At 50.8% G+C, this 22,765-nt stretch carries 19 protein-coding genes; 5 read left to right on the top strand and 14 right to left on the bottom strand.

Annotation, left to right across the window (positions count from 1 at the left end):
* Positions 1-16: 16 nt before the first annotated feature.
* Genes BDT_RS16785 through BDT_RS16775 form a run of 3 tightly spaced genes read right to left on the bottom strand, consistent with a single transcriptional unit; the run spans position 17 to position 3,228 of the window.
* Positions 17-1,861, bottom strand: a complete 1,845-nt coding sequence (locus BDT_RS16785; RefSeq protein ID WP_015092428.1) for a sensor histidine kinase — start codon at positions 1,859-1,861, stop codon at positions 17-19.
* On the bottom strand, positions 1,849-2,532 hold the full coding sequence (locus tag BDT_RS16780; protein WP_015092427.1) for an HAD hydrolase-like protein: 684 nt from the start codon (positions 2,530-2,532) through the stop codon (positions 1,849-1,851). Before BDT_RS16780 ends, BDT_RS16785 begins: the two co-directional genes overlap by 13 nt.
* Positions 2,533-3,228 carry a M14 family murein peptide amidase A gene (locus BDT_RS16775; RefSeq protein WP_015092426.1) on the bottom strand — a complete coding sequence of 232 codons (696 nt, stop codon included), beginning with the start codon at positions 3,226-3,228 and terminating at the stop codon, positions 2,533-2,535.
* Between the two features lie 57 nt (positions 3,229-3,285).
* Here BDT_RS16775 and glmU point away from each other — a divergent pair, with 57 nt between their 5' ends.
* Positions 3,286-4,686: a bifunctional UDP-N-acetylglucosamine diphosphorylase/glucosamine-1-phosphate N-acetyltransferase GlmU gene (gene glmU, locus BDT_RS16770; protein ID WP_015092425.1), complete on the top strand. Its 1,401-nt coding sequence runs from the start codon at positions 3,286-3,288 to the stop codon at positions 4,684-4,686.
* Between the two features lies 1 nt (position 4,687).
* On the top strand, positions 4,688-6,574 hold the full coding sequence (glmS, locus tag BDT_RS16765; protein WP_041577998.1) for a glutamine--fructose-6-phosphate transaminase (isomerizing): 1,887 nt from the start codon (positions 4,688-4,690) through the stop codon (positions 6,572-6,574).
* Here glmS and BDT_RS16760 read toward each other — a convergent pair.
* Both BDT_RS16760 and mltF read right to left on the bottom strand, forming a co-directional pair.
* Positions 6,557-7,114, bottom strand: a complete 558-nt coding sequence (locus BDT_RS16760) for a hypothetical protein (RefSeq protein WP_015092423.1) — start codon at positions 7,112-7,114, stop codon at positions 6,557-6,559. The two genes, glmS and BDT_RS16760, sit on opposite strands and share 18 nt — an antisense overlap.
* A gap of 73 nt (positions 7,115-7,187) precedes the next feature.
* Positions 7,188-8,567 carry a membrane-bound lytic murein transglycosylase MltF gene (mltF, locus tag BDT_RS16755; RefSeq protein ID WP_268742052.1) on the bottom strand — a complete coding sequence of 460 codons (1,380 nt, stop codon included), beginning with the start codon at positions 8,565-8,567 and terminating at the stop codon, positions 7,188-7,190.
* 276 nt (positions 8,568-8,843) lie between these two features.
* On the opposite strand from mltF, the gene BDT_RS16750 reads away from it, so the two are divergent.
* Positions 8,844-9,458 (top strand): thymidine kinase, encoded by a 615-nt coding sequence (locus tag BDT_RS16750; RefSeq protein ID WP_015092421.1) that lies wholly within the window; start codon positions 8,844-8,846, stop codon positions 9,456-9,458.
* Between the two features lie 67 nt (positions 9,459-9,525).
* Here the strand turns inward: BDT_RS16750 and trmFO are convergent, their stop codons facing one another.
* Complete coding sequence (trmFO, locus tag BDT_RS16745) at positions 9,526-10,848, bottom strand: methylenetetrahydrofolate--tRNA-(uracil(54)-C(5))-methyltransferase (FADH(2)-oxidizing) TrmFO (protein ID WP_041577995.1); 1,323 nt, start codon at positions 10,846-10,848, stop codon at positions 9,526-9,528.
* A gap of 23 nt (positions 10,849-10,871) precedes the next feature.
* Here trmFO and BDT_RS16740 point away from each other — a divergent pair, with 23 nt between their 5' ends.
* A complete protein-coding gene (locus BDT_RS16740; protein WP_041577994.1) occupies positions 10,872-11,267 on the top strand; it encodes a DUF721 domain-containing protein in 396 nt (131 codons plus the stop codon).
* A 4-nt stretch (positions 11,268-11,271) separates the two neighbouring features.
* Here BDT_RS16740 and BDT_RS16735 read toward each other — a convergent pair whose 3' ends face one another.
* From BDT_RS16735 to BDT_RS16700, 8 genes are all read right to left on the bottom strand, one after another.
* On the bottom strand, positions 11,272-13,857 hold the full coding sequence (locus BDT_RS16735) for a hypothetical protein (RefSeq protein ID WP_015092418.1): 2,586 nt from the start codon (positions 13,855-13,857) through the stop codon (positions 11,272-11,274).
* A gap of 12 nt (positions 13,858-13,869) precedes the next feature.
* Positions 13,870-15,021: a hypothetical protein gene (locus BDT_RS16730; RefSeq protein ID WP_015092417.1), complete on the bottom strand. Its 1,152-nt coding sequence runs from the start codon at positions 15,019-15,021 to the stop codon at positions 13,870-13,872.
* A gap of 164 nt (positions 15,022-15,185) precedes the next feature.
* On the bottom strand, positions 15,186-16,019 hold the full coding sequence (locus BDT_RS16725; protein ID WP_235046175.1) for a S1 family peptidase: 834 nt from the start codon (positions 16,017-16,019) through the stop codon (positions 15,186-15,188).
* 81 nt (positions 16,020-16,100) lie between these two features.
* On the bottom strand, positions 16,101-16,418 hold the full coding sequence (locus BDT_RS16720; protein WP_015092415.1) for a hypothetical protein: 318 nt from the start codon (positions 16,416-16,418) through the stop codon (positions 16,101-16,103).
* A gap of 127 nt (positions 16,419-16,545) precedes the next feature.
* Positions 16,546-17,361 carry an MlaD family protein gene (locus BDT_RS16715; protein WP_015092414.1) on the bottom strand — a complete coding sequence of 272 codons (816 nt, stop codon included), beginning with the start codon at positions 17,359-17,361 and terminating at the stop codon, positions 16,546-16,548.
* On the bottom strand, positions 17,361-18,107 hold the full coding sequence (locus BDT_RS16710) for an ABC transporter ATP-binding protein (protein WP_015092413.1): 747 nt from the start codon (positions 18,105-18,107) through the stop codon (positions 17,361-17,363). The genes BDT_RS16715 and BDT_RS16710 overlap by 1 nt, the downstream gene beginning before the upstream one ends.
* On the bottom strand, positions 18,104-18,892 hold the full coding sequence (locus tag BDT_RS16705; protein WP_041577988.1) for an MlaE family ABC transporter permease: 789 nt from the start codon (positions 18,890-18,892) through the stop codon (positions 18,104-18,106). The genes BDT_RS16710 and BDT_RS16705 overlap by 4 nt, the downstream gene beginning before the upstream one ends.
* Positions 18,892-19,374 carry a hypothetical protein gene (locus BDT_RS16700; RefSeq protein WP_235046174.1) on the bottom strand — a complete coding sequence of 161 codons (483 nt, stop codon included), beginning with the start codon at positions 19,372-19,374 and terminating at the stop codon, positions 18,892-18,894. Before BDT_RS16700 ends, BDT_RS16705 begins: the two co-directional genes overlap by 1 nt.
* Positions 19,375-19,977: 603 nt before the next feature.
* Between BDT_RS16700 and BDT_RS16695 the strand changes: the two genes are divergently transcribed.
* Positions 19,978-22,758 carry a tetratricopeptide repeat protein gene (locus BDT_RS16695; protein WP_015092410.1) on the top strand — a complete coding sequence of 927 codons (2,781 nt, stop codon included), beginning with the start codon at positions 19,978-19,980 and terminating at the stop codon, positions 22,756-22,758.
* Positions 22,759-22,765: the final 7 nt, after the last annotated feature.

Below are 22,765 nucleotides of genomic sequence, written 5' to 3'. Positions count from 1 at the left end.
ACAAGTGTCCTAAGACCTAGGGCGTGTGTGTTGGATTGAAGGAAATCCTAACACTGTTTCCGGTGGTTTTGTCAGGCAGAATTTCGAGTTTAGCCTCGTGATCGCGCAGGATTTGTGACGCGACGGAAAGTCCCAAACCCAACGGCATGGACGTGCTTTTTTCAGGTGTTCCATTATCGTGAATCAGGATTTCGGGGCCGCTTTCGGTCGTCAGGATTTCAATGTCCATCAGGGCTTTAAAGTCCTTGTTGTGACGGATGCGGTCGGTGACCCGGTCAATGGAGATCTGCAGGATGTTCTTCAGGGCCTGGGCCAGCATGTTCAAATGCCCACGAATGACGATATCATCCGCCGGGAAGTGCAGTTTGACCTCAATGCCCTGGGATTTGGTCTGTAGCTCGACGATTTTTAAGGCGCGCAGGCAGACTTCTTTCAGGCTGAGCACCCCTTCGCGGTCGGCGTTGGGATCACGGGTGAAGCCCAGCAGGTTTTGCACGATTTCTTTGCAGCGTTGAACGCCAGCTTCCATTTCCACGACATCCGGATAAAGCGGATGCTTTGGGTCCATGTCCATTTTAATCAGCTGAGTAAAGGACAGGATCCCGCCCAGTGGATTATTCAGTTCATGGGCGATGCTGGATCCGATTGTACCCAGTTCGGCCATTTTGGCAGATTCCAGAATCTGACGTTCCATTTTCAGCTGCTGGGTGACGTCGTGATAAAGATTCACGAACACCGGCGGCTTTTCAGAATCCAGCACCAGGCTTTGAGAATAAACCTCAAAGGTGCGCGCGGCACTGCGCGACTGCACACGGAAGTTTGAACCCCGCTGGCAACCCGGGCAGGGCTCTTCGCGGTTGTACAAAACCTTGTAGCACTTGCGCGAGGTTTCCTCTTTGTTTTCCAGTCGTTCATTCAGGGCTTTGTTGGACTGAATGATGTCGTAATTCGTATCGATCAGAACAACCGGGTCGGACATTGAATTGAATGTCGCTTCCCACTGTTCTTTCATGGATTCGGATTCTTTCAGTTTTTGAATACGATCCAGGGCCAGGGCGACAGCTTCTGCCACGCGGGTCAAAAAGTCGCTTTCATCCTTGGAAAATGGATGGTCCGGAGCACGCAAAAAGAAAATCGAGCCGACTTTTTCATGATGACGGAACAAAGGCACCTGGAACTGGGTGAAGCTTAGCTGGCTTTGCACCTGTTTGGAGAAAAGTTCGTCCTGTGGGTGGAAGAACAGACGAATCCACGAAGTCTGAACCGTTGCCGCCAGGGAATCATTCAGCAGCTGCTCGATTTCAACAACCGAACTGGCTTCATGCACGGCCATCAGCGCACGTTTGAAACCTTCAATGCGCGAATTGGTCAGGAAAAGTTTGCGGCGGGCTTCGGTCAGGAACTTGGTTCTTTTCTGAACCCGTTCTTCCAGTTCGATTTGCAGGCGCTTTAGCTGGGCCGTCTGTTCACGAATCAACAAGGCAAGGTTTTCATCCTGCTTGCGCTGATTGGCCTCTTCCAGGGCGGAAAACAAATGGGTTTCCAGATCCGGATCCTGAAAGCTTTCCATCACACGCAGGAAAGTGAATTCCTCATGCAAAAGCGCCAGTTGGTTTGCGGAAAAATCCGCCGGGACCACGGCGATAAACTGTGTTGCCGGGTGGGCGCGTTTGACCTCTTCATAAAACTCGGGGAATTTTTTGCCCAGAATCAGAGTGATGGACAAAGCCACCACATCATAGGTGGAATCCTGAATCCAGTGCCAGGCCTGATTTAAGTCCGTGGCGATGTGGGCGCCCAGCTCTTGCAGGCGCGCATCCCAGGGACCAATAAGCAGGAAACCGGCTTTCAAAGTCCGCATGTCGGGATCAGATCCTTGTGGTGAGTGATTGTGAAATCAGGATGATCTTCCGGGTACACTGGTTTTTCGCCGGTGTGTTCACCATAGGCGAAATAGCAGGTGTCGGCACCCACGCGTTTGCCGTCGCGAATCTCGCTGGACAGACGGTTGCCGATGCTGAGCAAGTGTTTTGGGTCGTGGCCTTGCGTGCGCAGAATTTCACGGAAGGCGCTGTCTTTCTTTTCGCCGATAAAGCCGTTCAGAATGTAAATACCGTCAAAGAAGCCGGCGATGTTCAGGGCTTTGATCTTTTCTTCCTGGGACGGGCGTGAACCCATCGTCACCAAAAACAATTTATAGCGTTCGCGCAAAGTTTCCAGATTCAGCAAAGAGCCTTCCAGCAGAGGCAGGGTTTCCGGCACCTGAGGATTGTAAAACTCTTCCAGTGCATCGTGGATGGCCTTGCCTTTTTGGTTGGTGCCGAAGCGATTGGCAATCTGAGTAAAGATTTCGGTGTGGGAAAGTTCTTTGGCCAGCTCTTCACGGGCGCTCATGCATTCATCCAAAGTGCAGCGCAGGCCGGCTGCTAACATAGCCTCGCAGGCCCGCTGGGAAGCGCGAGGCACCAGCAAACCTGACGTATCTAGCAGAGTGTCATCCAAATCGAAGGCGATGCTTTTGTACTTTGTCATTTATGCATTCCGTCCCGTGATCAGAATTTCCAAGCCTGGTTTGAAATGAGGCCAGACCAGATTCAAATCAATGTGCTCTTGCTCTTCAATGCAGATCACAGGAATTTGATGTTCAATCCATCCATACTGTCCAAGGCTGCCCGGTGTCGGGTAGCCAATGTCCTCGCGGGCTTCATAGCCGGTGCCGGTGGCCAGAATCTCGGCCGCCTGTTTGCCCGGAGCTCCCGTATAGACAACGCAAGGCTCCCACGAATGAAAGTGTACTATAAGCTGTGGCTTTTCGTCCTCAATGAGTTTTACCAGAGCCTGAACTTCCCTCTCACTCCCGGGCGAAGGGCCAGGATAGTATCGGGGAGCTTTACTTTCGGGGCTCCAGTCGCGGCATGGGAAGTTGCGATTCAGGTCCACGCCATTGCCGTTGGTGCGCTGATTCTTACCGTAGCCGTCGGGATTGATGCAGGGGATGAGGACCCAGGGGCGCAGGCGACCGCTGTTGGCGCTTTCCTCCTGCTTTAGCCAGTGCAAAAATTCTTCTGCCAGGCGGACCCCCTCGGGTTCGTCGCCATGCACACCGCCAATAAACAGAATCGGGCGTTCGGAAAAGTCACTGAGGCTGTGTGATTTTTTATACAGCTCAATGGAAGTTCCCTGAGAGGTGGTGGCCCAAGAAGTTTGGTGATAAATTTTTGCTTGCATGAGACAATTAAGCCTGTTTTTTTCAGATAAGAAAAGCTTTTAAAAGGAAGTTTCGAAATGTCAGCAAATGCATCTGAGAAGTTGACGGTTATCGCTCTTGCGGCAGGCAAGGGAACTCGTATGAAGTCCCCCCTCCCGAAAGTCCTTCATCCTGTAGCGGGCCGTCCGATGATTGAAAAAGTGATTCAAGCCTCCAAACAAGCCGGCGCTGCCGAAGTGCGCGTGATTGTTGGTCATGGTCAGAATCTGGTTCGTCAGGTTGTTGAACCCATGGGTGTTGCCTGTTACGTGCAGGATGAACAGCTGGGCACGGCCCACGCGGTTCGTTGTGCGAAACCAGAAACCATCGAAGGTGTTGTGGTTATCATGAACGGGGATCACCCGTTGATCGAAGCTTCCGACATCAAGGATTTCGTGCGTATCTTCCGCGACGAAAAATGTGATCTGGCGGTGGTGACTGCGGTTCTTAAAAACCCAGGCGAGTTCGGCCGTATCGTGCGCCACAAGGGCGACCTGGCGGCGATCGTGGAATCAAAGGATGCTTCGGCTGAAGCTTTGAAAATCCGCGAAATCAACACCGGCATCTATATTGTGAAGGCGTCTGTGCTTTCTGAATACCTGCCAAAGATTTCCAACAACAACTCGAAAAAAGAATTTTATATCACGGATCTGATTTCCCTGTGCATCCAGGACAAGTGCCGTGTGCAGGCGATTCAATCCACGCCGAAAGTGGCGGTGGGTGTGAACAACCAGCTGGAACTGGCACGTGCAACCCGCTTGCTGTTCAAACGCAAGGCTTTGCGTCTGATGGAAGACGGTGTGCTGATGATTGATCCGCGCACGGTGTATGTGGAAGACAGTGTTGAGATCGGTGCCGGCACCGTGATCTATCCGAATGTTTTCATCCGTGGCCGCACCAAAATCGGTTCATTCACGGTGATTGAATCCAATGCGTTTATTTCGGACAGCGAAATCGGCGACAGTGTGCAGATCCGTGGTGGCAGCTATCTGGAAAGCTCCAAGCTGCATAACAAGGTTTCCGCAGGCCCTTACGCGCGTCTGCGTCCAGAGACTGAAATCTTCGAGGAAGCCCATGTCGGTAACTTTGTTGAGATGAAAAAGGTCAAGTTCGGCAAAAAATCCAAAGCCGGCCACCTGACTTATCTGGGTGATGCTGAAATCGGCGAGGAAGTAAACGTGGGTTGCGGAACTATCACTTGCAACTACGCTGCTGATAAGAAGAAATATAAAACCAAAATCGGAAACCGTGTCTTTGTGGGCAGTGACACTCAGTTTGTTGCACCTATCGAAGTCGGTGATGATGCCATCATCGGTTCCGGTTCCACGATCACCAAAAATGTGCCGGCGAAAGCTTTGGCCGTGGCCCGTGGAAAACAATTTGTAAAAGAAAACTACGCCGCGAAAACTGCGGAAACTGAAGAAAAAGAGCAGGTGTAAGATGTGTGGAATTGTCGGTTACTTGGGTCCACAGAATCCTAAAGATATTATTGTGAGTGGTCTTAAAAAACTTGAATACCGCGGTTACGACAGTGCCGGGGTGGCCATTCTGGATCATGGTAAAACCAAGCGCGTGCGCGCTCAGGGCAAGTTGAAAGCTTTGGAAGACAAGCTTGTGTCTGAAAGCTTCGACGGTCACATTGGTATCGGTCACACCCGCTGGGCGACTCACGGCAAGCCATCCGAGCGCAATGCCCATCCGCACCAGGTGCGCGGGATCAGCCTGGTTCACAACGGCATTATCGAAAACTATCTTGATATCCGGGAAGAGCTGAAAGCCCAGGGTGCTGACATCACGTCGGACACTGATTCTGAGCTGGTGGCCCACTTGATCGCCAATGAAGTGGAAGTGACCAAAGATCTGTTCAAAGCCGTTCAGAACGTGCTTGAAAAGATCCGCGGGGCCTTTTCGATTCTGGTGATGTGGGAACAGGAACCCGACCGTCTGGTGGCGTTTAAAGACGGCCCGCCTTTGGTTGTCGGCCTGGGCAGCAAAGAAGTCTTCGTGGCCAGTGACGTGCAGGCCCTGATCCAGTATACCAAGAACTTCGTTTATCTTGAAGACCGTGAAGTGGCTTCCATTAAGGGTGCTGATGTTCAGTTTTTCTCTGCCAATGGTTTCCCGATCCAGAAAAAAGTTGTCGAACTGAACTGGAATCCGGAAATGGTTGAAAAGCAGGGTTATGCCCACTTCATGCTGAAAGAAATCTACGAACAGCCGCGCGCGGTGGCTGCCGCAATTGAACCCCACGTGAATCCAGAGACCTTCTCGGTCGCTTTGAAGAACGTCGGCTTCGGCGGTCAATCCGTGCAAAAGCTGGAAGAACTTGATGCCAAAGCTGACTGGGCAAAAACCCAGGAAGTTCTTAAAGGCATCGAGCGTGTTTTCATCATCGCCTGCGGTACCAGCAACTATGCAGGTAACGTGGGTAAATATCTGATCGAACAACTGGCAAAAGTTCCTGTGGAATGCGATATCGCCAGCGAATTCCGTTACCGCAATCCGGTGATCCCGGCAAAGAGCCTGGTGATCACGATCTCGCAAAGTGGTGAGACCGCCGACACTCTGGCCGCTATCCGCATGGCCAAAGAAATGGGTGCGACCACTTTGAGCATCTGTAACGTGAAAAGCTCCACAATCGACCGTGAAGCTCATGGACACTTGTACATGAACTCGGGTCCGGAAATTGGTGTAGCTTCCACGAAAGCCTTCACCAGCACCATGGCAGTTTTGAACACTTTGGCGATCGCGATTGCGCGCACTCGCGGTGTGATGAACGAAGCTGAAGAAAAAGAGCTGGTTAAATCCCTTCTGGCAGTTCCAAGTCAGATGGAAGGTGTTTTGTCCTACGATAAATACTTTGAAGAGGCAGCCTCCAGTCTGAAGCTTTTCCGCGGATTCCTGTACATGGGCCGTGGCACGAGCTTCCCGATTGCGATGGAAGGGGCTTTGAAACTGAAAGAACTGGCTTACATGCACGCGGAAGGTTATGCCGCCGGCGAAATGAAGCACGGTCCTTTGGCGTTGATTGATGAACGTATGGCGATTGTGATGGTGGCTCCGACGGATCACCTTTATGAAAAAACCATCAGCAATCTGGAAGAAGCCCGTGCCCGCGGTGGCAAGGTGATTTCAATCGGTACCGGTGACAACGAAAAACTGCGCGAGATCAGCGAACACTATCTGGCGATTCCAAAAGCGCACTGGACCGTGAATGCGATTCTGGCGGTGATTCCTTTGCAGTTGATGTCCTATCACCTGGCAAGCAATCTGGGTTATGACGTGGATCAGCCACGCAACCTGGCCAAATCAGTGACGGTGGAATAGATCTTTAAACCCCGGGTGTCCCCCGGGGTTTTTTATTTCGGGTGATGTCTTCTTTTCGCCTTCCAGATAGAAATACAGCGCCATCAAAATCAGAATGAATCCCGCAGTGATAATCAGTAAATGGATGAACATAAACTGAGTCCATTCCGCACGCAGGGATAGCCATTGCGCCGGAATGGCGCCCGAGCGCCCGGCTTCACGCAAAATGACGTTGATTTTGTAGTGGCCTTTATAAGACAGGATGATTTCGTCCAGTACGCAGAACAAAGATGAAGCGACACAGATAAATTCAAAAGAACGCCATTTCCTGCGGCCAAGAATCAGCCAGCAAGTTGCTGAACCAATCATCATCAGATAAATCAGTCGCACCTTGGGTTCAAACAGGGGTTCGGACACGCGATAAAATTCCAGATATTGTTGCAGGGGCATGCGTGCCAGAACCTGACTGGCAAAGATTGCAAAGAACAGCACAAAGCCGGTGAACAGACCGATGCTCAGTACGCAGATATAGATGCAAATTCGCAGCGGGAGTTGTGCCATTATGTCTAATTGTCAGCACAGAAGCAGGCTATAGCAAATTTTAGATCGGTAACATTCCAAAAGGACTTCTGTTTTATCCGGCAGAATTCATCAGGTTATAGAAGGATTTCACACGCTCGACGAAGTCGACTGTTTCGTAACCGCGGGCCGGTCCGTATTCAAATTCGGCGGCGTATTCCGGATCAGCCAGCAAAGGTAACACTTCGCGCATGTGTCTCCAGGAATAAGGATTGCGACCCATTTTTTCGGCCAGTTTCTGAGCGTCTTTCAGGTGAGCCCAGCCGACATTGTAAGCGGCCAGTGCCAGCGCCAGGCGGTCTTTGTAGTTCAGGTGCGAAGGCACGCGGTCTATCAATGAACGCAGGTATTTGGAGCCGCCCCAGATGCTTTGCAAAGGATCGGTGCGGTCTTCAATACCCACATGCAAAGCTGTGTCGGTAGTCAACTGCATCAGACCACGCACACCGGTGAAACTGCGAGCTTCGGGATTCCAGTGGGATTCCTGATAAGCGACAGAGGCGATCAACTGCCAAGGCAGATTGTGTTCGCGACCCGCATCACGGAAGGCGTCTTTATATGTTGGCAGCGTCGTGCGGATTTTTTTGAAGAACTGAGCGATATCGCGCTTGTCCAGCTGGGTCAGGTACGTTTTGTAGCGATCCAGAATGCGCATGATTTCGTCTTCGCGGGATGCCTGCTGATACCAGTGTTGCATCAGGTGCAGAAGACTTGAGTTGTCCGGAGAAAGCTGCCAGCTCAAAGAGTACGGGGCAGTCAGGTCGGTGACCTTTTCGATCGAGGTGTGATAGCGGGCATAGAAATCACCGCTGAAGTTTTCTGCGATCACACAGTCATTTTTGCGCTGGGCAAGGCTGGCGATCAGATCCTGGGTTTTGATGTTTTCCTGAATTTCAACCTTCACCTGAGGTGAAAGCTGGGTCAGACGTTGGGACAATCCCAGGTAATTGTCTTTTTGCAGCAGCGAGATGCTTTTGCCATTCAGATCCTGGATGTTCTGGATCTGGGCCTTCTTGTGGCAGTAAAGGCTAAGATAAGTTTCTTCGTAAGCAGGGCCAGTCAGGAAGCCGGTCATATTGTGAGGAGTCCTCAAGCGGGCTGCGGCGATATCCCCTTCGCCTTTAGACAGCGCCCGCAACACCGAGTCCTCATCCGGAAGCACCACGTACTTCAGTTTAAGGTTGTAGCGGGTGGCGAAGTTTTCCAAAAGATCGTGATCGATCCCGAAAGCACCGCCGCGTTTGGGCTGACTATATATAAGAGGACTTTGCGTGGTCAGGACCACGATCTCACCTTTGGACTGAACCTGAGCCAAGCTCTCCTGTTCGTCCATAATCATGGCGTCGCAACCGTTCATAGCGACCGTGGTAAACCCAAGGCCTCCGATTAGAAAGGCCCGGGCGATTTTCTGTCTTAATCTTAAAATCGTTCCCATAGCGTGGGGCAGTGCTATCCTTTGGCGCGCCGCCAGTGCAAGCATTAAGCACCGAATTTGTGTCTTAAAATGTGAAAACTGTACGGTTTGTGCACAAAATCCCCGGCAAATTGTAAAAAAGCTCAGTCCTCGGTGGGTGTTACAGGGCGGCGTCAGAAACCCAGAGATCGCTCGTCTTTATGACGCAAGCTAGTCGAAAAAGCCCGTTTGGGGCGTTGACTCCTCTGTCAGATTCCACGATCGTTTTTGCCAATGGCCACTAAAGGGAGGGTTTTAGTGTCTGAGTTTTCTTATGTTCACACTCGTGGTTGGGTTGAGGTTGTTGTCGGCTCTATGTTCAGCGGTAAGACTGAAGAATTGATCCGTCGCCTGCGTCGTGCGGAATTCGCGCGCCTGCAAATTCAGGTTTTCAAACCTATTATAGATAAACGCTACAACGAGATGGCTGTGACCTCCCATGATCTGACGACCATTGATTCCACTCCGATTCACGATGCGGAAGAAATCTGGAACCTTTTGAAACCAAACACGAAGGTGGTGGGAATCGATGAAGGTCAGTTCTTTGGTCAAAACCTGGTGCAGATCGCCCAGGATCTGGCAGAGCGTGGTTTGCGTGTGATCATCGCGGGTCTGGATACAGACTGGCAGGGAAAACCGTTTGAGCCAATGCCGACTTTGATGGCCGTGGCCGAAAGCGTGACCAAACAGCATGCGGTGTGTGTGGTGTGTGGCTCTCCGGCGTGTCGCACGCAAAGAACTGCGGGTGGCGACGGTCAGGTTCTGGTCGGAACTCATGATGCTTACGAAGCGCGCTGCCGTCAGCACTTCAAGCCGGAAGTGGATGCTCCCACTTTGGACTGGAAGCTAAAGCGCGAAATGGAAATTTCCTAAATAAAAGGTACCTGCTTACTTTTGCAGAAGCGTTGCGCAAAGGCCCCGATAAGGGGCCTTTTGTTTTTTATGGATTCCACTGCTCCATCGCATTGCGGGCGATGGCGATCTGTTTTTCTTTGCGCAGGGTTTTGTCGCGCTCTTTTTCCGCCAGTGGTGGCAGCAAGGCAAAGTTGATATTGGTCGGCTGGAAGTGTTCAGCACGGGTTGGGTCCGTGATGGCTTCAAGCAAAGAACCAAAAGCACTTTCGCGCGGTGGAGGATTGAACGGCTGATCTTTCAGTTTCTGATTCAGGAATCTGGAAACCATCAAGCCCGTGCAGGTCGATTCAAAGTAACCTTCAACACCGGTGATCTGACCGGCAAAGAACAACCAAGGATCATTCTTGCTGGAAAGATCCTTGTTCAAACGCTTCGGTGAATTGATGAACAGATTGCGGTGAATGCTTCCCAGTTTCAGGAACTCGGCGTTTTCAAGGCCCGGGATCATGCGGAAGACACGAACCTGTTCGCCGTAAGCCATACGGGTCTGGAATCCCACCATGTTGTAAGCAGTGGCCTCTTTATTGTCCTGACGAAGCTGAACCACGGCCCATGGGTAACGGCCGGTGCGAGGATCATCCAGACCAATGGGTTTCATTGGACCAAAACGCAAAGTCTGAGGGCCACGATCCACCATCACTTCAATCGGCATGCAGCCTTCAAAAAAGTCCGTTGTTTCGAAATCTTTCGGTTCGATCTTGCGGGCTTTTTGGATTTCTTCGATGAAGCGGTTGTATTCTTCCTTGTTCATCGGGCAGTTGTAGTAATCACCAGTGCCCTTGTCATAGCGGTCGGCTTTCCACGCGATTTCCGTGTTGATAGAATCAGCGTCGATGATCGGTGCAATGGCATCGAAGAAATAAAGGAACTCGTCACCGAAATGCTGGCGCATGCTTTCCGCCAGATCATCGTGAGTCAAAGGACCTGTGGCAATCACCGCCGGACGGGGAATGTCGTTCAGGGATTTCACCACATCGGTGCGAATTTCAATATTGGGGTGATTTTTGACTTTTTCAGTCATGACGGCAGAAAAGACCTCGCGGTCCATACCCAAAGCCTGACCAGCAGGAACTTGCGCTTCAAAAGCTGCCTGCAGGATGTGAGAATTCAGCTTTTTGGCCTCCCACTTCAGTTGGCCTGGAGCGGAATGTTCACCCAGGCTGCCAAAAGAATTGGAGCACACAAGTTCTGCGAATTTGTGGGTTTTGTGCGCCGGAGTCATGGTTTTATCGCGCATCTCGTAAAGAACGACACTGTATCCCATGTCAGCTAGTTGCAGAGCGCATTCTGAGCCCGCAAGGCCTGCTCCAACGACTGTAATTTTTTGATTTTGAGTGATATTTGTCATCTTTGTGGTAGACCTTTTCTTACATGGATCCCAATCAGAAACCCAAAGGCAAATTATCTATCGGCTCGGAAGTACTACAGAGACTTTTCGAAAATGGCAAGTCGCCATTGTCCGAGCAGTTTATGCGCTGGAAACTATGGGCAAAATGGGAAGAAGTCGTGGGTCCGACCATTGCCAAAAATGCCGAACCAGTTGGTTTTCAGAGGGGTGTTCTGTACGTTTGGGTGCGAAACTCGTCCTGGATGCAGCAGATGATCTTTATGAAAGATCCCATCCGCGACACCATCAATCAGAAGTTTGAAAACAACTTTGTAAAATATATCAAGTTCACCCTGGATCGCAGGGAGGTTCCGACGGAGGACACCTCCACCTTTAAGGAAATGATCCAAAAAATCGCACCAGAATCCGACGACGAATAAGCGTTTATTTGAGGTTTTTAAGAGCGGCCAGCCACGGGTTCATCAGCTTTTCCAGCTGAGTGCGGTTTTCTTGTGGCAGGTGCGGTTTCAGTTCGCTCAGTGCCAGCAGCGTATTCACGCGTTCTGGCAAAGTCAGCTTGCTACCGTCGCTGTTGATGTAGAATTCTTCTTTGGCGTTGAACATCTGGCGGTTCATTGCATAGTAAATTTCCTGGGCGGACCACAGATAAGAATCAATCTTCGTGATCTGCCAGGCCTTCAGCAGTGCCCGAATCGTCAGGGCCTGTTGTTCGACGCGATAGTCTTTCGTCACTGCCAGCGTGCGCTCGTTCAAATTCATTTTGGTCACAGCCAGTTTGTCGGCGGTAATCAACTGATTGGAAATGAAATTGGAAATAGCCAGGATCAAAAGACGCATGTCTTTTCTGCCGGCATTCAGAATCTCCAGTGGAGATTCGCCGTTAGCGTCCTTTTCCAGCAGGATCGAAGACTTGGTGTTTTCAACCCCTTCTGTCGAATCCAGAAATTCGCTGAGCGCCAGCAGGAAGTTTGTGGTGTCGCGGGTGCTGACGGTGTGGATGCGTTCGCCTTTTTTGATGTCGACGATACCGGCCATCACGGCAGTCTCATTAGTTGTTCCATAGCTGTCAGCCCAAAGCAGATTGTTGTTCAGGCTGAGCATGAACACCGGTGTCGCCTTTTTTGTGATGTCCTGAAGCAGGACAGCGGCATTCCCCAGGTTCAGCGCAAAAAGCATGTCTTTCGGGAACAGCGGCTGTTGCAGATCCTCGTGTTGAGCATCCTGAGTCAGATCCTGCGCCTTGATCGGGCCAAGCTGTTCATCATAAGCAGTTTTCTTCCAGTCCGCTGTCAGTCGCATCATGCGGCTTAGACCGCGGATCTGAGAAGCGAAGGCCGCTGCCGAGAAGTCTTTTTCATAAGCCATCTCGTGATCTGCATGATAGGCGTCCCGCAATTTGATCACATCAGGAACACGGAAGGACAGCCCCGGATCTTTGGAGGCATCAAAGTTCATAATATCCAAAAGCGTGCCTTCATGACGGACTGGGGCCAGCAATGCCGGAACCAGATTGTTGTCGGCATCGCGATAGCCGGCAATGGCCACCAGTTTGTTCACTTGCGCCAGCATCGTGGCGAAGGCCCGGGGATCATCCGCAGGGGTTTCTTCCAGCAAAAGAACATTGGCCGACATCGCAGGGCCGATCGCATCGGCGCGCAACAGAGACGAAGCCGCCGCAGGCTTCAGATTCAGGGATTTGCTGGTGGAAGCTTCAAACAACACCTGTCCGCTTTCAAAACCCGGCAGAATTCCGTCGGTCGCCGGCAGGACTTTCTTTTGCCAAACCTTAAACAGGTTTCGCACATAGTTTTGATAGCCGTCACGCACGCGTGTGATCGCTGCGGCTTTGTCGGTCAGACCCACGTCGATGTTATCGGCGAAAGTCTGCGGCATTGTTTTTACGAAGTCCGCAGCAAAGGCCTCAATGGACGTCACCACATACTGGCGGGTGGCGTTGTTTAAATCCTTCTGCAAAGTCTCAACACCGAATTTTTTAATCTTCGGCAGGATGAAGATCTTTTTGGTGATGCCGTCAATGATACCGCCGTTGCAGCCTTCGGTGGCCAGACAGATCAGTTCGTCTTCGTTCTGTTTTGACAGGAAGTCGTACAGTGTTTCGTTCACCGGTTTGAAATTCTGTTCACGCTCGGCCGGGGTCAGCATACGCCAGACGTCGACGATCACCGTTAATGCGCTTTGAGCATCAGACATACGATCCAGGCCCACGGCCAGTTTGCGTCCCTGAAGCATGCTGGTTTGAAGGTCCGGAGTCAGCTCGACTTCAAACTGCTTCACGGCGCCATCAATCAAAAGCAAAGTTTCTGACAGGGTTTTGGTGGTCGCCAGTTTTGCCAGCAGTGTGCGCACTTCCGCAAACAGCGGAGTCGTTTTTTTCTGGAATTCCTCTGTCAGGCCACTTTCAATCACCGGGATCAGGCCCATGTTCGGGATTTCAGCCAGCACCATGCCAGTGAAAATCTCGGCCCGGGAAAGAATCTCGTCCAGATTTTTTATCGGAACCTGTGGCAGGCCCGGCCCCAGGGCTTCGATGTGTCTGCGGATCACGGGGCGTGATTTTTCGATGTCGGCCAGAACTTCAGTCAAAGTGCCGCGCACTTGTTCCTGAGTTTGTCCGGTAGCCAGGGCCGCAAACGGGGAATCAGCCAGTTCCGTCGTTAGCGTGGACTGCGGGGTGCTGTAGTACTGGCGAATCCAGGACAGGCTGGTTTCTTTCAGCGTCGGGTGTTCGGTCAAAGTGCCCAGTTGATGCAGGGATTCAGCGATTTCAAAGAATCTTGCACTGCCGATAGTGCCGGCCCAGTACAAGGACGGTGTGTCCTTGCCAAACTGACGAACGCGCAGATTCAGAGGGGTGTCTTTGGACTGAGGACCGAAAGAGGTTTGAGGTTTTTCAAAGACACGTTCTTCCACTTTCGGCGCGCACGCAGAAAGAGCCAGCGTCAGAGGCAGGGCCGAAGACATCAGAATGTGCAAAGACTTTCTTAACATGGGCCCTCCTTTCTAGAAGAACATCATCAGATTCATTTCCTGCGCCAGTTGGCGTTCGATGTTCACGCCCGCAAAAACGTCAGAGATCTGATAGCTGATCATCATGGGAATCAAAGCGGTTTTTTTAAAGTAAGAATTTACCGTGCTGTAAGTCAGTTCGGCTTTCACGCGGTGAGCGGTCGAGGCAGAATTCAAGGCCAGCAGGTCATAGCGGGTGTCGCGATCCCCGCGATAAATGTCTTTTTCTTTGGTGGAATAATCATAACCAGCACCCAGAGTCCAGCTGTCGCTGAATTCATAGAAGGCATTTCCGCCGACGGTGGCGATGTTACCCAGGGTGCGGGTCACATCTTCTTTGGTGTTGGCGTCGGGCAGGGTGTCGTCTGCATCGGTGGGAACACGGGCCGTGATATTATCCGGTATGTTCATCAGATAAGACACGTAAGGCACCAGATAAGCACCGGCAAAGATCTTGTGGGAATAAACGAAAGAGTTCGTGATATTCGTGCGCCCGAAAACATTCAGCGCGGCAAGATCATCCGTATCGTATTTAGGACCGGTCGGCAGATTCAACTGGGCCTGGTGGGCCATGGTGATGTCGCCCTTTTCATAGAATTTATAGATGCTAACGACATTCACATCACCGATGAAGCTTTCATCGCGATTGGCAAGGGGCTTGTACCCTTTGGCTGTCAGGGTTTCATTGGTGGCTTTGCTCAGGTCGGTGTTCAGCGCGGCATCCAGTTCCGGATTAAGCCCAGAGAACTGCTGACGATAGTATTCAATGTTGGAAAATTCCTGAGAAAGGGAAATTTTGTTGGTGTAAGACACCACCGGTACACCGAATCCGATTGTCCAGTTCTTGGTGATACCACGGGCAAAGACCGGGGCATAGTATTGAACCTTCGGCATGGTGTCCACGCGCAGGACGCCCAGATTGAAAGCATCACCCAGGTTGTGTCCGCCAAAGCGGTTTAAGGCATCGATCAGGCGTTTGGCGTCAGAATTGAATTTTGCCAGGGATTTGGCGTCAAAGACCACGGACTTGTAGTCGCCAAGATTCATCAGGCTGCCGCTTTCGGTGTATTTCTGACTGATGCCGTCGATCATCCCGAAGCGCAGGGAAGGACTGTTGATCCCTTCAGGCAGCGTGCTTGTTCCCATAAGCGAACCATAGGCGCAAATTGAGCCTAAAATTCCGCAAAATGTTACAAGTAACGCCCGAATATTCACAGCATTTCCTTCTAAAGCATTTAGATTGTATTTAAAAGTTTCTTTTAAAACTTACTAACTAAAACCTGAAATTCTCATGCCACTCACGCTGCGGATTACTCTTGTGAAAGGATCTTGGAGTTCGTGTCGATCCAGTCCATGTGGAACTGAACGTTCATGTACTCGCCCTGCAAGATGCACAAGTTCCATTCTTCCTTTGGCAGTTTGTCATCAAAGAACGTTTTTGAAGCCACACCGACCACCATCGTGTCGTTGCCGATGGTAGTGATCGCAGGGCCGCCCGAATCCCCTTGGCAGAAGCCTTTGCCCTGGGATTGATCGACGATGAAGGCCGGCTCTGTCGGACTGTATTTGGCGATGTTCAGATCAGCGGTTCTAAGAATGCCGACGTTGCCCGGGAAGGACGGACGCCCGTCCATACGACCAAAGCCGGCGGCTTTGATGCTGTTCAGTCCCAGATCCACGTCTTTGGCGGGCAGTTTCATGATTTCGATGTTTTCAGGCAGGGCGGTTTCAAGCAGCACCAGCGCCAGATCGTATTTTTTGTTTCCATTTTCGTATTCAGGGTGAACGATGAATTTGGAGGCTTTGAAATAAGTCGCCTCGCCATCTTCGTTTTTCACCTCAATGCGGTGTAAAGCATCTTCCCGTTTGGAAATACAGTGGCCCGCCGTCAGGATCAGACGCGGAGAAATGGCACTGGCAGTGCACTGAGAAACCTTGTAGCGGGTGGTGGTGCCGCGCTCGTCCTCGGTTGTTTGCGGGTCATACAGCACGCGGAAATTCAAAGCTTGCTTTGCCGTGGCTTCGGTCACGGCAACGTCAGTCCCGCCGACAATGCCGTCAAAGTTGGAGTTATCCAGAGCGTCTTTTGAGATCTGGCCCTGGCAGGCGGTCATTATGAGTGATAATACGATCAACTTTCTCATGCCGGGTTTGGCTTGCAAAAATGCAACTCAGCTCATCTGCATCCCAAGGGGTTTTCGGCTGTCAAAAAGTTGGATAGTGCCCTAAAAAGACCACGAAATTTGGGCCGCGGCACCCAAGGCCTCGGTCTGCATCAGGCTGGACACCTGCAAAGTGGCGGCAGTGGCCGGGATCTTTTCAGACCAGCTGACCTTCATTTCGCGGACGTCACCGGTGGTGTCTTCGTTGTCCGTGTAAATGACTTCGGAACTGAGGCGATTTTCACCCAAACCTTCCATGGGAAGTTTCAGGCGGTGCTCAGAGGCTTGCGCCGTTCCGGCAAGAATAAGAAGTAAAGTGACACCAATTGAAAAAGCTTCGAGTAGTTTTGAATTTTCCATGAATCTAAAGTTAAAGATCATTGAAACGATTCTCCACTCGGGTTTCCAGGATTTCTGGACCAAGTGGAGGAAGCTTGCAGAATTAAAACGGTACTAAACCGAAAAGACCAGCAGAAAGCTAGTCGTTGAAGTGGACTAGCTGAAAGGGCTAGTCTTTGGTTTCTTTTTCGATGGAAGTGCGAAGCAGGGACTCGACGTGGTTCTTGCGGTTTGAGCCACCCAGCATGTTTTTAAGACGATTGTGAATAGAGGGATCATTGATCAGCGCGCCCAGACTGCCTTCGCCGCGGTCGATCTTGGACAGGATGGAATCCAGCTTCTCGATGGATTTACCCAGTTTTTCGCCGCCACCGTGGGAATTCATCTGTGCCACGAATTTCTGACTGTCTTTGCTGGTCTGGGAAAAATTCGTGCTGGCGGTTTCAAGATTCGCCATGATTTTACCCATGCGGTTTTCCACGTTCATTGCGTGCGTGATTTTGTAAAGCTCGTTGATGATATCAAAGATTCGGTTGGTTTCGTTGCCACGTTCCGAAACGATTCCCAAAAAGTCTGTGGGTTTTGCGACTTCCATGATGTCGCCTTCTTTCAGGCTTTCGGCGCGCGGGTCGCCCGGGATGATAAAGACAAACTTGTCGCCCAAGGCCCCTTGAGTGCGGATTTCAACTTGAGAACCCTGACGGATGCGGTCGATGTAGTCCTCGTTGATTTTCATCTTTACGTCCAAAGAGTTTTTCTCTGGCAGGAAGGTGATGGTTTCCACGTTACCCACGGTCACACCGGACAGGGAAACAACGCTGCCTACAGCCAATCCCTGAACCTGATCAAAGTGAGCATGCACACGCACATAGCTTGTGAATAAAGCCTTGTCCGCGCCGAGCATAAAGATGGTGGCCAGAATCAGGAAGATCCCGATGGTCAAAAAGATTCCGACTTTGATTTGGGTGCCGAAGTGAGATTCCATTAAGCACTTTCTCCGTTGATGAACTGGCTCATAACCCCAGCGGGTTCCTGTTTAAGTTTTTCAATTGTATACTGCTCGCCGATTTTTCCATTCAGCAGCAGGGCAACCTTGTCGCAGACGGCATAGACCGTCGGCATATCATGGGTCACCAGAATCGAGGTCACACCCTTGGCCTTCAGGCTTAAGATGGATTCCTGGATGCGTTTGGTGTTGTAGGGATCAAGGCCTGCGGTCGGTTCATCGTACAAAACGACTTCCGGGTGCATCATCATCGCACGGGCCAGGCCCACACGTTTTTGCATACCGCCGGAAAGATTTCCGGGCAGCAGGTTTTCAGAACCCGGCAGGCCAAACTCCTGCAGGGTTTCGGTGATCTGACGGGAAATTTCGGCTTCGCTGAAGTTGAAATGTTCGCGCAAAGGATAAGCCAGGTTTTCGTACACTGACATCGAATCAAACAAAGCGCCGCCCTGAAAGGCATAGGCCACTTTCTTGCGGATTTCGATCAGGGCATTTTCTTTCATCGGGGTGATATCCACACCGTCGATCAGGATTTTGCCGCTGTCGGGCTTTTCAAGTCCCACCAGACTGCGCAACAGAACGCTCTTTCCGGTTCCGGAGCCGCCGATCAGGCCCAGGCACTCGCCTTTACGCACGTAAAAGTTCACGCCCTGGTGAACTTTCTTGTTGCCGAAGGATTTGTGGAAATCAACGACTTCGATGAAGCCTTGTTTGCTGTCACTCATATCATTTTCTCCACAATCCAGAACAGTTTCGAAAGGAAGAAGTCACCAACCACGATCAGGATCGAGGACACCACGACTGCTTTGGTGGTGGCAATGCCGACCTCTTTAGTTCCGGCTTTCACATTCAGACCAAAATAGCAGGACGGAATCGCAATGAAGATGGCAAAGAAGAAGGTCTTCGCAAATCCTGACAGATAGTCCTGGATGTTGGAAGTCGTCATCACTTTCAGGTAATAGAAATTGGGATCCAGATTCAATTCGGTCGCACCGATGATCAAGCCCCCAAGATTTCCGACAATGTTGGCGATAGACACCAGAATCGGCAGGGTGATCAGGCAGGCCAGAACACGGGGGATAACGATTTTTTTGATCGGGGATGTGCCCAGGGCACGAATCGCGTCAATCTGCTGGGTGACGACCATACTGCCGATCTCGCTGGCAATACCCGCACCCACACGCGCTGCCAGCATCAGACTTGTGAACACCGGCCCCATTTCACGCAGGATGGTCACCGCCAGCAGTTTCGGCACATAAAGTTTACCACCGAACTTTTCCAGGCCCATACCAAACTGCAGGGACATCACCATGCCGATACTGACGGCGGTGATCACGATCAAGGGCAAGGAACGCATGCCAATCTGATAGATTTGTTCAGAGATAAGTTTGTAATAGATTTTTCCGCGAAAGGTTTCACGGAAGACGTCACGACTCAGCAGCCCCACTCCACCAATAAAGTGAAGGACTTCCATCATAAAGACTGTGAAGGGCAGGGCGAGGTTATTCATCACGGAGCCTTAAACTGAGCCTTAAAGTCTTCAAAGTGCTTTTGTTCAGCCGCAAACTGCTTCTGAACGCCACCGTAACTCAAAGTATAGTTGCAGTTATTTTTCTTAAACACCAAAAGAGAAAGCTGCACCGGAATGCCATCCACCGTGCCCGCAGCCACGGATTGACGAGCCTCGCGACCGTTGAACATCAAAGTATCAGATTTAACATCCAAATTAGAAAGCGCCGCCAAAGACTCTGTTTCCATTTGCTGAAGCGAAGGATCCGACCCACCACAATCAGAAACAAAGGAAATTGTATTTCCGGTGGATGAACTCAACCAGGCTTTGTCGGAATTGGCAGCATCAATAGATTTAAAAGGCGCGGCAGGCGAAGAAAACTCGACACCCTTGGCAGGCACAGATTTCCGCCCCGGCAAATTCACCGACACACAACTAACAACCAAAGCACTCAAGATGCAAACAACAAAGATGTTCTTCATAGCACCCATCCATCGGAATAAATTGAGGAAAAATCCAGAGTCTGTACGGCGAAACAGTGCCTCGGTCTAGGGGGAGTGGGGAGAGCGGTGGCGCCCCATCCCCTTCGAACACATCCTCGCGGACGCGATCCCTGCGGGACCTGCTGCTGCGGAACTTGGGGCTGGGCCACCACCGCTCTCCCCACTCCCCCTAGACCAAGCCGTATCACCTTTCAAAATCCGAATTCCCCCACTGCTTCTAGCGCCCTACCGAGAGCTCTCGTTAGCGCGTAGAAAAAGTTCAGGGAACACGCAAAGCGTGCACCCCAGATACCGCCAAAATTTGCCGGCACACCAGGCGCTTGGCAGGGGCTTAGGCAAGCCAGACGCGAGTTCCGCAGCAGCACGTCCCAACGGGACGGCGTCCGCGAGGACTGTTTGAAGCGGCTGGATTGCCTAAGCCCCTGCCAAGGGCCGGGTCGTCAGCCGTCAGCGTTTTGGCGGGGGTGTTGGAAATTCTATGAAACTTTTTGCCCATCTGGAAATTATTTGCCAATGGACCTTTGAAAGAGGTGGCACCGTATGTGCAATAGCAGAACGAAGGGAAGAGAAGGGGTTCAAGGAGTGAACACTTTACGCAATTTGATCGTGGCAGGATGCCTGTTCTTTGGTCTAGCTTCAGCGCAAGCGGCGAAGGTCAATGGAATCATTAATTTTCAGGGCGACACTGTTCACATGGAACTGTCGGGTCAGCAAAATTGGGATTACGACGTCAAACGCCTTGATAAAAAAGGTCAGGTTGTCGTTGAAATGACCGTGCCTGCGTTGGATGAATCCACGATTGGTTCTCTTTCCTCCTTTAAAAGTGATTTCGTGACAGCTGTTGCCGTGGATCGCAAGGGTCCGGATGGCAAGAACGTGATTCAGTTCACCCTTTCTGGTGAAGACATCGAGACATTTGATTACCTGACGGATCAGCCTTCTCGCCTGATCATGGATTTCTATTTGAATCCATCGGCGAAACCGAAAAAAGACAGCAAAGCGGTTGCTAAGAAAGACACACAGATTCCGACCGAGCTGCCTGCTAAAGACGTGAAACCTGTAGCGAAAGCTAAAACTGATAAGAACCGCAAGCCAGCAGCTGATACTTTGGCGATTGCGGATCAGGGTGTGGGTTTTGTCGCTAATGATTCTGTGAAATCCGGTATCTTCGACGGTGGTGACCCGGAATATTCCCGCTTCTCTGTTAAAGACTATGAGATCAAAGAAGAGGCGATGATTCGCGCCAAGGATAACTATTATATCCCATTCCCGATGCTGGAAACTCCAGTTAGTTACTGGGAGAAAATGAAGATCACTCCGGCGATCTATCAGATTTCCCCGCAGTCCACGGAAGAAAACAAACAGGCTCGTTTGCTTTTGACGCTTTTTGAAAAGCAGCGCTATGGCGTTTATCTGAAAACTCAAGCCTGGTTCAAAGACAAATATCCAAAATCTGAATACAACGAAGTCATTGATTTCATGACCGCCGATGTTCACCTGGCTCTGTGGCAGGAAGAAGGCCGCATGAAAGATTATGACGAGGCGATGCAGAAATATAAGGAAGCCGTCGCAAAGTATCCGCGTTCTGCTCTGGCGGAAAGAACGTCAGTTAAGACGGGCTTCCTGGCTTTGGAAAAAGGCGATGCGTTGAATTCCCTGCGCCAGTTCCAGGAACACATCGACAATAAAAATTTCTCCGGAAAAGAATCTGTATCAAAGGATCTGGCGCGTTTGGGCATGGGTTTGGCTTTCATGAAGCTGAACAAATGGACGGATGCGATTGCCCAGTTTGATCAGGTTGAAAAAGAAGCGACCAATCGCGATCTGAAAGTGGAAGCGGCTTACCGTCGTGGTGATGTCTGGGTTCGCGGCAAGAACTATGCAAAAGCCGTTGATGAATATCAGAAAGCTTTGAAGAAATATCCGGAAGGGCAGGGCTCTTACCCGAATGCGTTCTTCAATCAGGCGGAATCTTTGTTCATGATGAACAAGTACCCGCAAAGTCTGGACACCTATCGTGAATTCGTGAAGAAATTCCCAAGCAGCAACCATTCGGCATTTGCGATGACTCGTATGGGTGAATTGCTTGAAATCTTCGGTGCTGACAAGTCCCGCGTGATGGGGGCTTACCTTGAAACTTACTTCCGTTATGGTGAAACTCCGAATGCGGTGATTGCACGTTTGCGTCTGTTGAGTGCGCGCATGAAGGGCATGAAACCGAAAGAAGTAAATCACGCAGTTGAAGAAATCATGTCTTTGGCTAAAAAGATTGATCTTCCGAATATCGAGCAGTTTGCAACTGTGATGGTGGCGGATGGTTACACTCACCGTGGTGAACACCAAAAAGCGGTGGACCTGCTTTCCAAATACTATAAAGAACATCCCACTTCTGTGGACGTTCCATTGCTGACCAACCGTATTATTTCCAACATCAATGACAAGCTGGAATCCGAAGTCAATGAAGGCAACTTCATCAAGGCTTTGAAAACCCACAGTCAATATGCTGACAACTGGCTGAAAAATTCCAAACGTCTGGATACCAAATACAATGTCGGTCGTGCGTTTGAAATGGCCGGGGTTCCGGTTGAAGCGGAAAGATACTACAAAGACGTTTTGAACCGTATTTATGCAATTCGTGGCACAGCGGAAGCCAAAGAAATCCAGGTGAAAGAGCAGATTCCTTCCGAGGACGAGCTGAACCTGCGTCTTTCCAATGTGTTCACTCAAGAGCAAAAATACAATCAGGCGTATGACTATCTGAAAAACATCAAAACGCCGGAAAAAATGGACGAACAATCCCAGATCGAACGCGTGAACATCGCGGTTCGTCTGCTGGAAAAACGCGGGGACAATGATTCCGCGGTTCGTTATCTGGGCGAATTGCTGCGCACCTGGAAAGGTCAGCCACAGCTGGTGGCGGAACCTTATCTGAAACTTGCCGAACTTCAGGTGAAACAAAGCAAGCCGGATGAGGCCATCCAGTCTTTGGAAATGATCGACAAATTGCAAAGTGATTCCGGCAAGATTTCCCCGGTGATCCACGCCAAGGCGCTGGAAATGATGGGCGATATCTATCTGAATAAAAAGCAGCAGGATCTGGCGACAGGTTCCTATGAAAAGCTGCTGGAAAAGTACGAAGACAATCGTCCGCTTTCCTCCATCCGTTACAAACTGGGTCAGATCTACTTCAAAGCAGGTGAGATCCAGAAAGCGGCCGAGGTCTGGAATGACTTCAAAGGTGACAAGAGCGGGTTCTGGAAGAATCTGGCTCAGGAGCAGTTGAAGAATTCAGAATGGCGTGACGGTTACAAGAAATATATCAAAAGAATTCCAGCTATGTCTGAGAACGAGCAAGGCCAATAGGAGTTTG

It is taken from the genome of Bdellovibrio bacteriovorus str. Tiberius, assembly GCF_000317895.1.
Classification (GTDB): Bacteria; Bdellovibrionota; Bdellovibrionia; order Bdellovibrionales; family Bdellovibrionaceae; genus Bdellovibrio; species Bdellovibrio bacteriovorus_F.
The sequence above is the reverse complement of the archived record's forward strand: the minus strand, read 5'-3'. Positions and strand labels throughout refer to the sequence as shown.

Bases quoted from the DNA above. Each gene is read 5' to 3' on its own strand.
- BDT_RS16735 (WP_015092418.1), bottom strand. From the start codon at position 13,857: ATGTTAAGAAAGTCTTTGCACATTCTGATGTCTTCGGCCCTGCCTCTG.
- BDT_RS16780 (WP_015092427.1), bottom strand. From the start codon at position 2,532: ATGACAAAGTACAAAAGCATCGCCTTCGATTTGGATGACACTCTGCTA.
- glmS (WP_041577998.1), top strand. From the start codon at position 4,688: ATGTGTGGAATTGTCGGTTACTTGGGTCCACAGAATCCTAAAGATATT.
- mltF (WP_268742052.1), bottom strand. From the start codon at position 8,567: ATGGGAACGATTTTAAGATTAAGACAGAAAATCGCCCGGGCCTTTCTA.
- BDT_RS16760 (WP_015092423.1), bottom strand. From the start codon at position 7,114: ATGGCACAACTCCCGCTGCGAATTTGCATCTATATCTGCGTACTGAGC.
- trmFO (WP_041577995.1), bottom strand. From the start codon at position 10,848: ATGACAAATATCACTCAAAATCAAAAAATTACAGTCGTTGGAGCAGGC.
- BDT_RS16715 (WP_015092414.1), bottom strand. From the start codon at position 17,361: ATGGAATCTCACTTCGGCACCCAAATCAAAGTCGGAATCTTTTTGACC.
- BDT_RS16730 (WP_015092417.1), bottom strand. From the start codon at position 15,021: ATGGGAACAAGCACGCTGCCTGAAGGGATCAACAGTCCTTCCCTGCGC.
- BDT_RS16705 (WP_041577988.1), bottom strand. From the start codon at position 18,892: ATGAATAACCTCGCCCTGCCCTTCACAGTCTTTATGATGGAAGTCCTT.
- BDT_RS16725 (WP_235046175.1), bottom strand. From the start codon at position 16,019: ATGAGAAAGTTGATCGTATTATCACTCATAATGACCGCCTGCCAGGGC.
- BDT_RS16710 (WP_015092413.1), bottom strand. From the start codon at position 18,107: ATGAGTGACAGCAAACAAGGCTTCATCGAAGTCGTTGATTTCCACAAA.
- BDT_RS16740 (WP_041577994.1), top strand. From the start codon at position 10,872: ATGGATCCCAATCAGAAACCCAAAGGCAAATTATCTATCGGCTCGGAA.
- glmU (WP_015092425.1), top strand. From the start codon at position 3,286: ATGTCAGCAAATGCATCTGAGAAGTTGACGGTTATCGCTCTTGCGGCA.
- BDT_RS16775 (WP_015092426.1), bottom strand. From the start codon at position 3,228: ATGCAAGCAAAAATTTATCACCAAACTTCTTGGGCCACCACCTCTCAG.
- BDT_RS16785 (WP_015092428.1), bottom strand. From the start codon at position 1,861: ATGCGGACTTTGAAAGCCGGTTTCCTGCTTATTGGTCCCTGGGATGCG.
- BDT_RS16720 (WP_015092415.1), bottom strand. From the start codon at position 16,418: ATGATCTTTAACTTTAGATTCATGGAAAATTCAAAACTACTCGAAGCT.
- BDT_RS16700 (WP_235046174.1), bottom strand. From the start codon at position 19,374: ATGAAGAACATCTTTGTTGTTTGCATCTTGAGTGCTTTGGTTGTTAGT.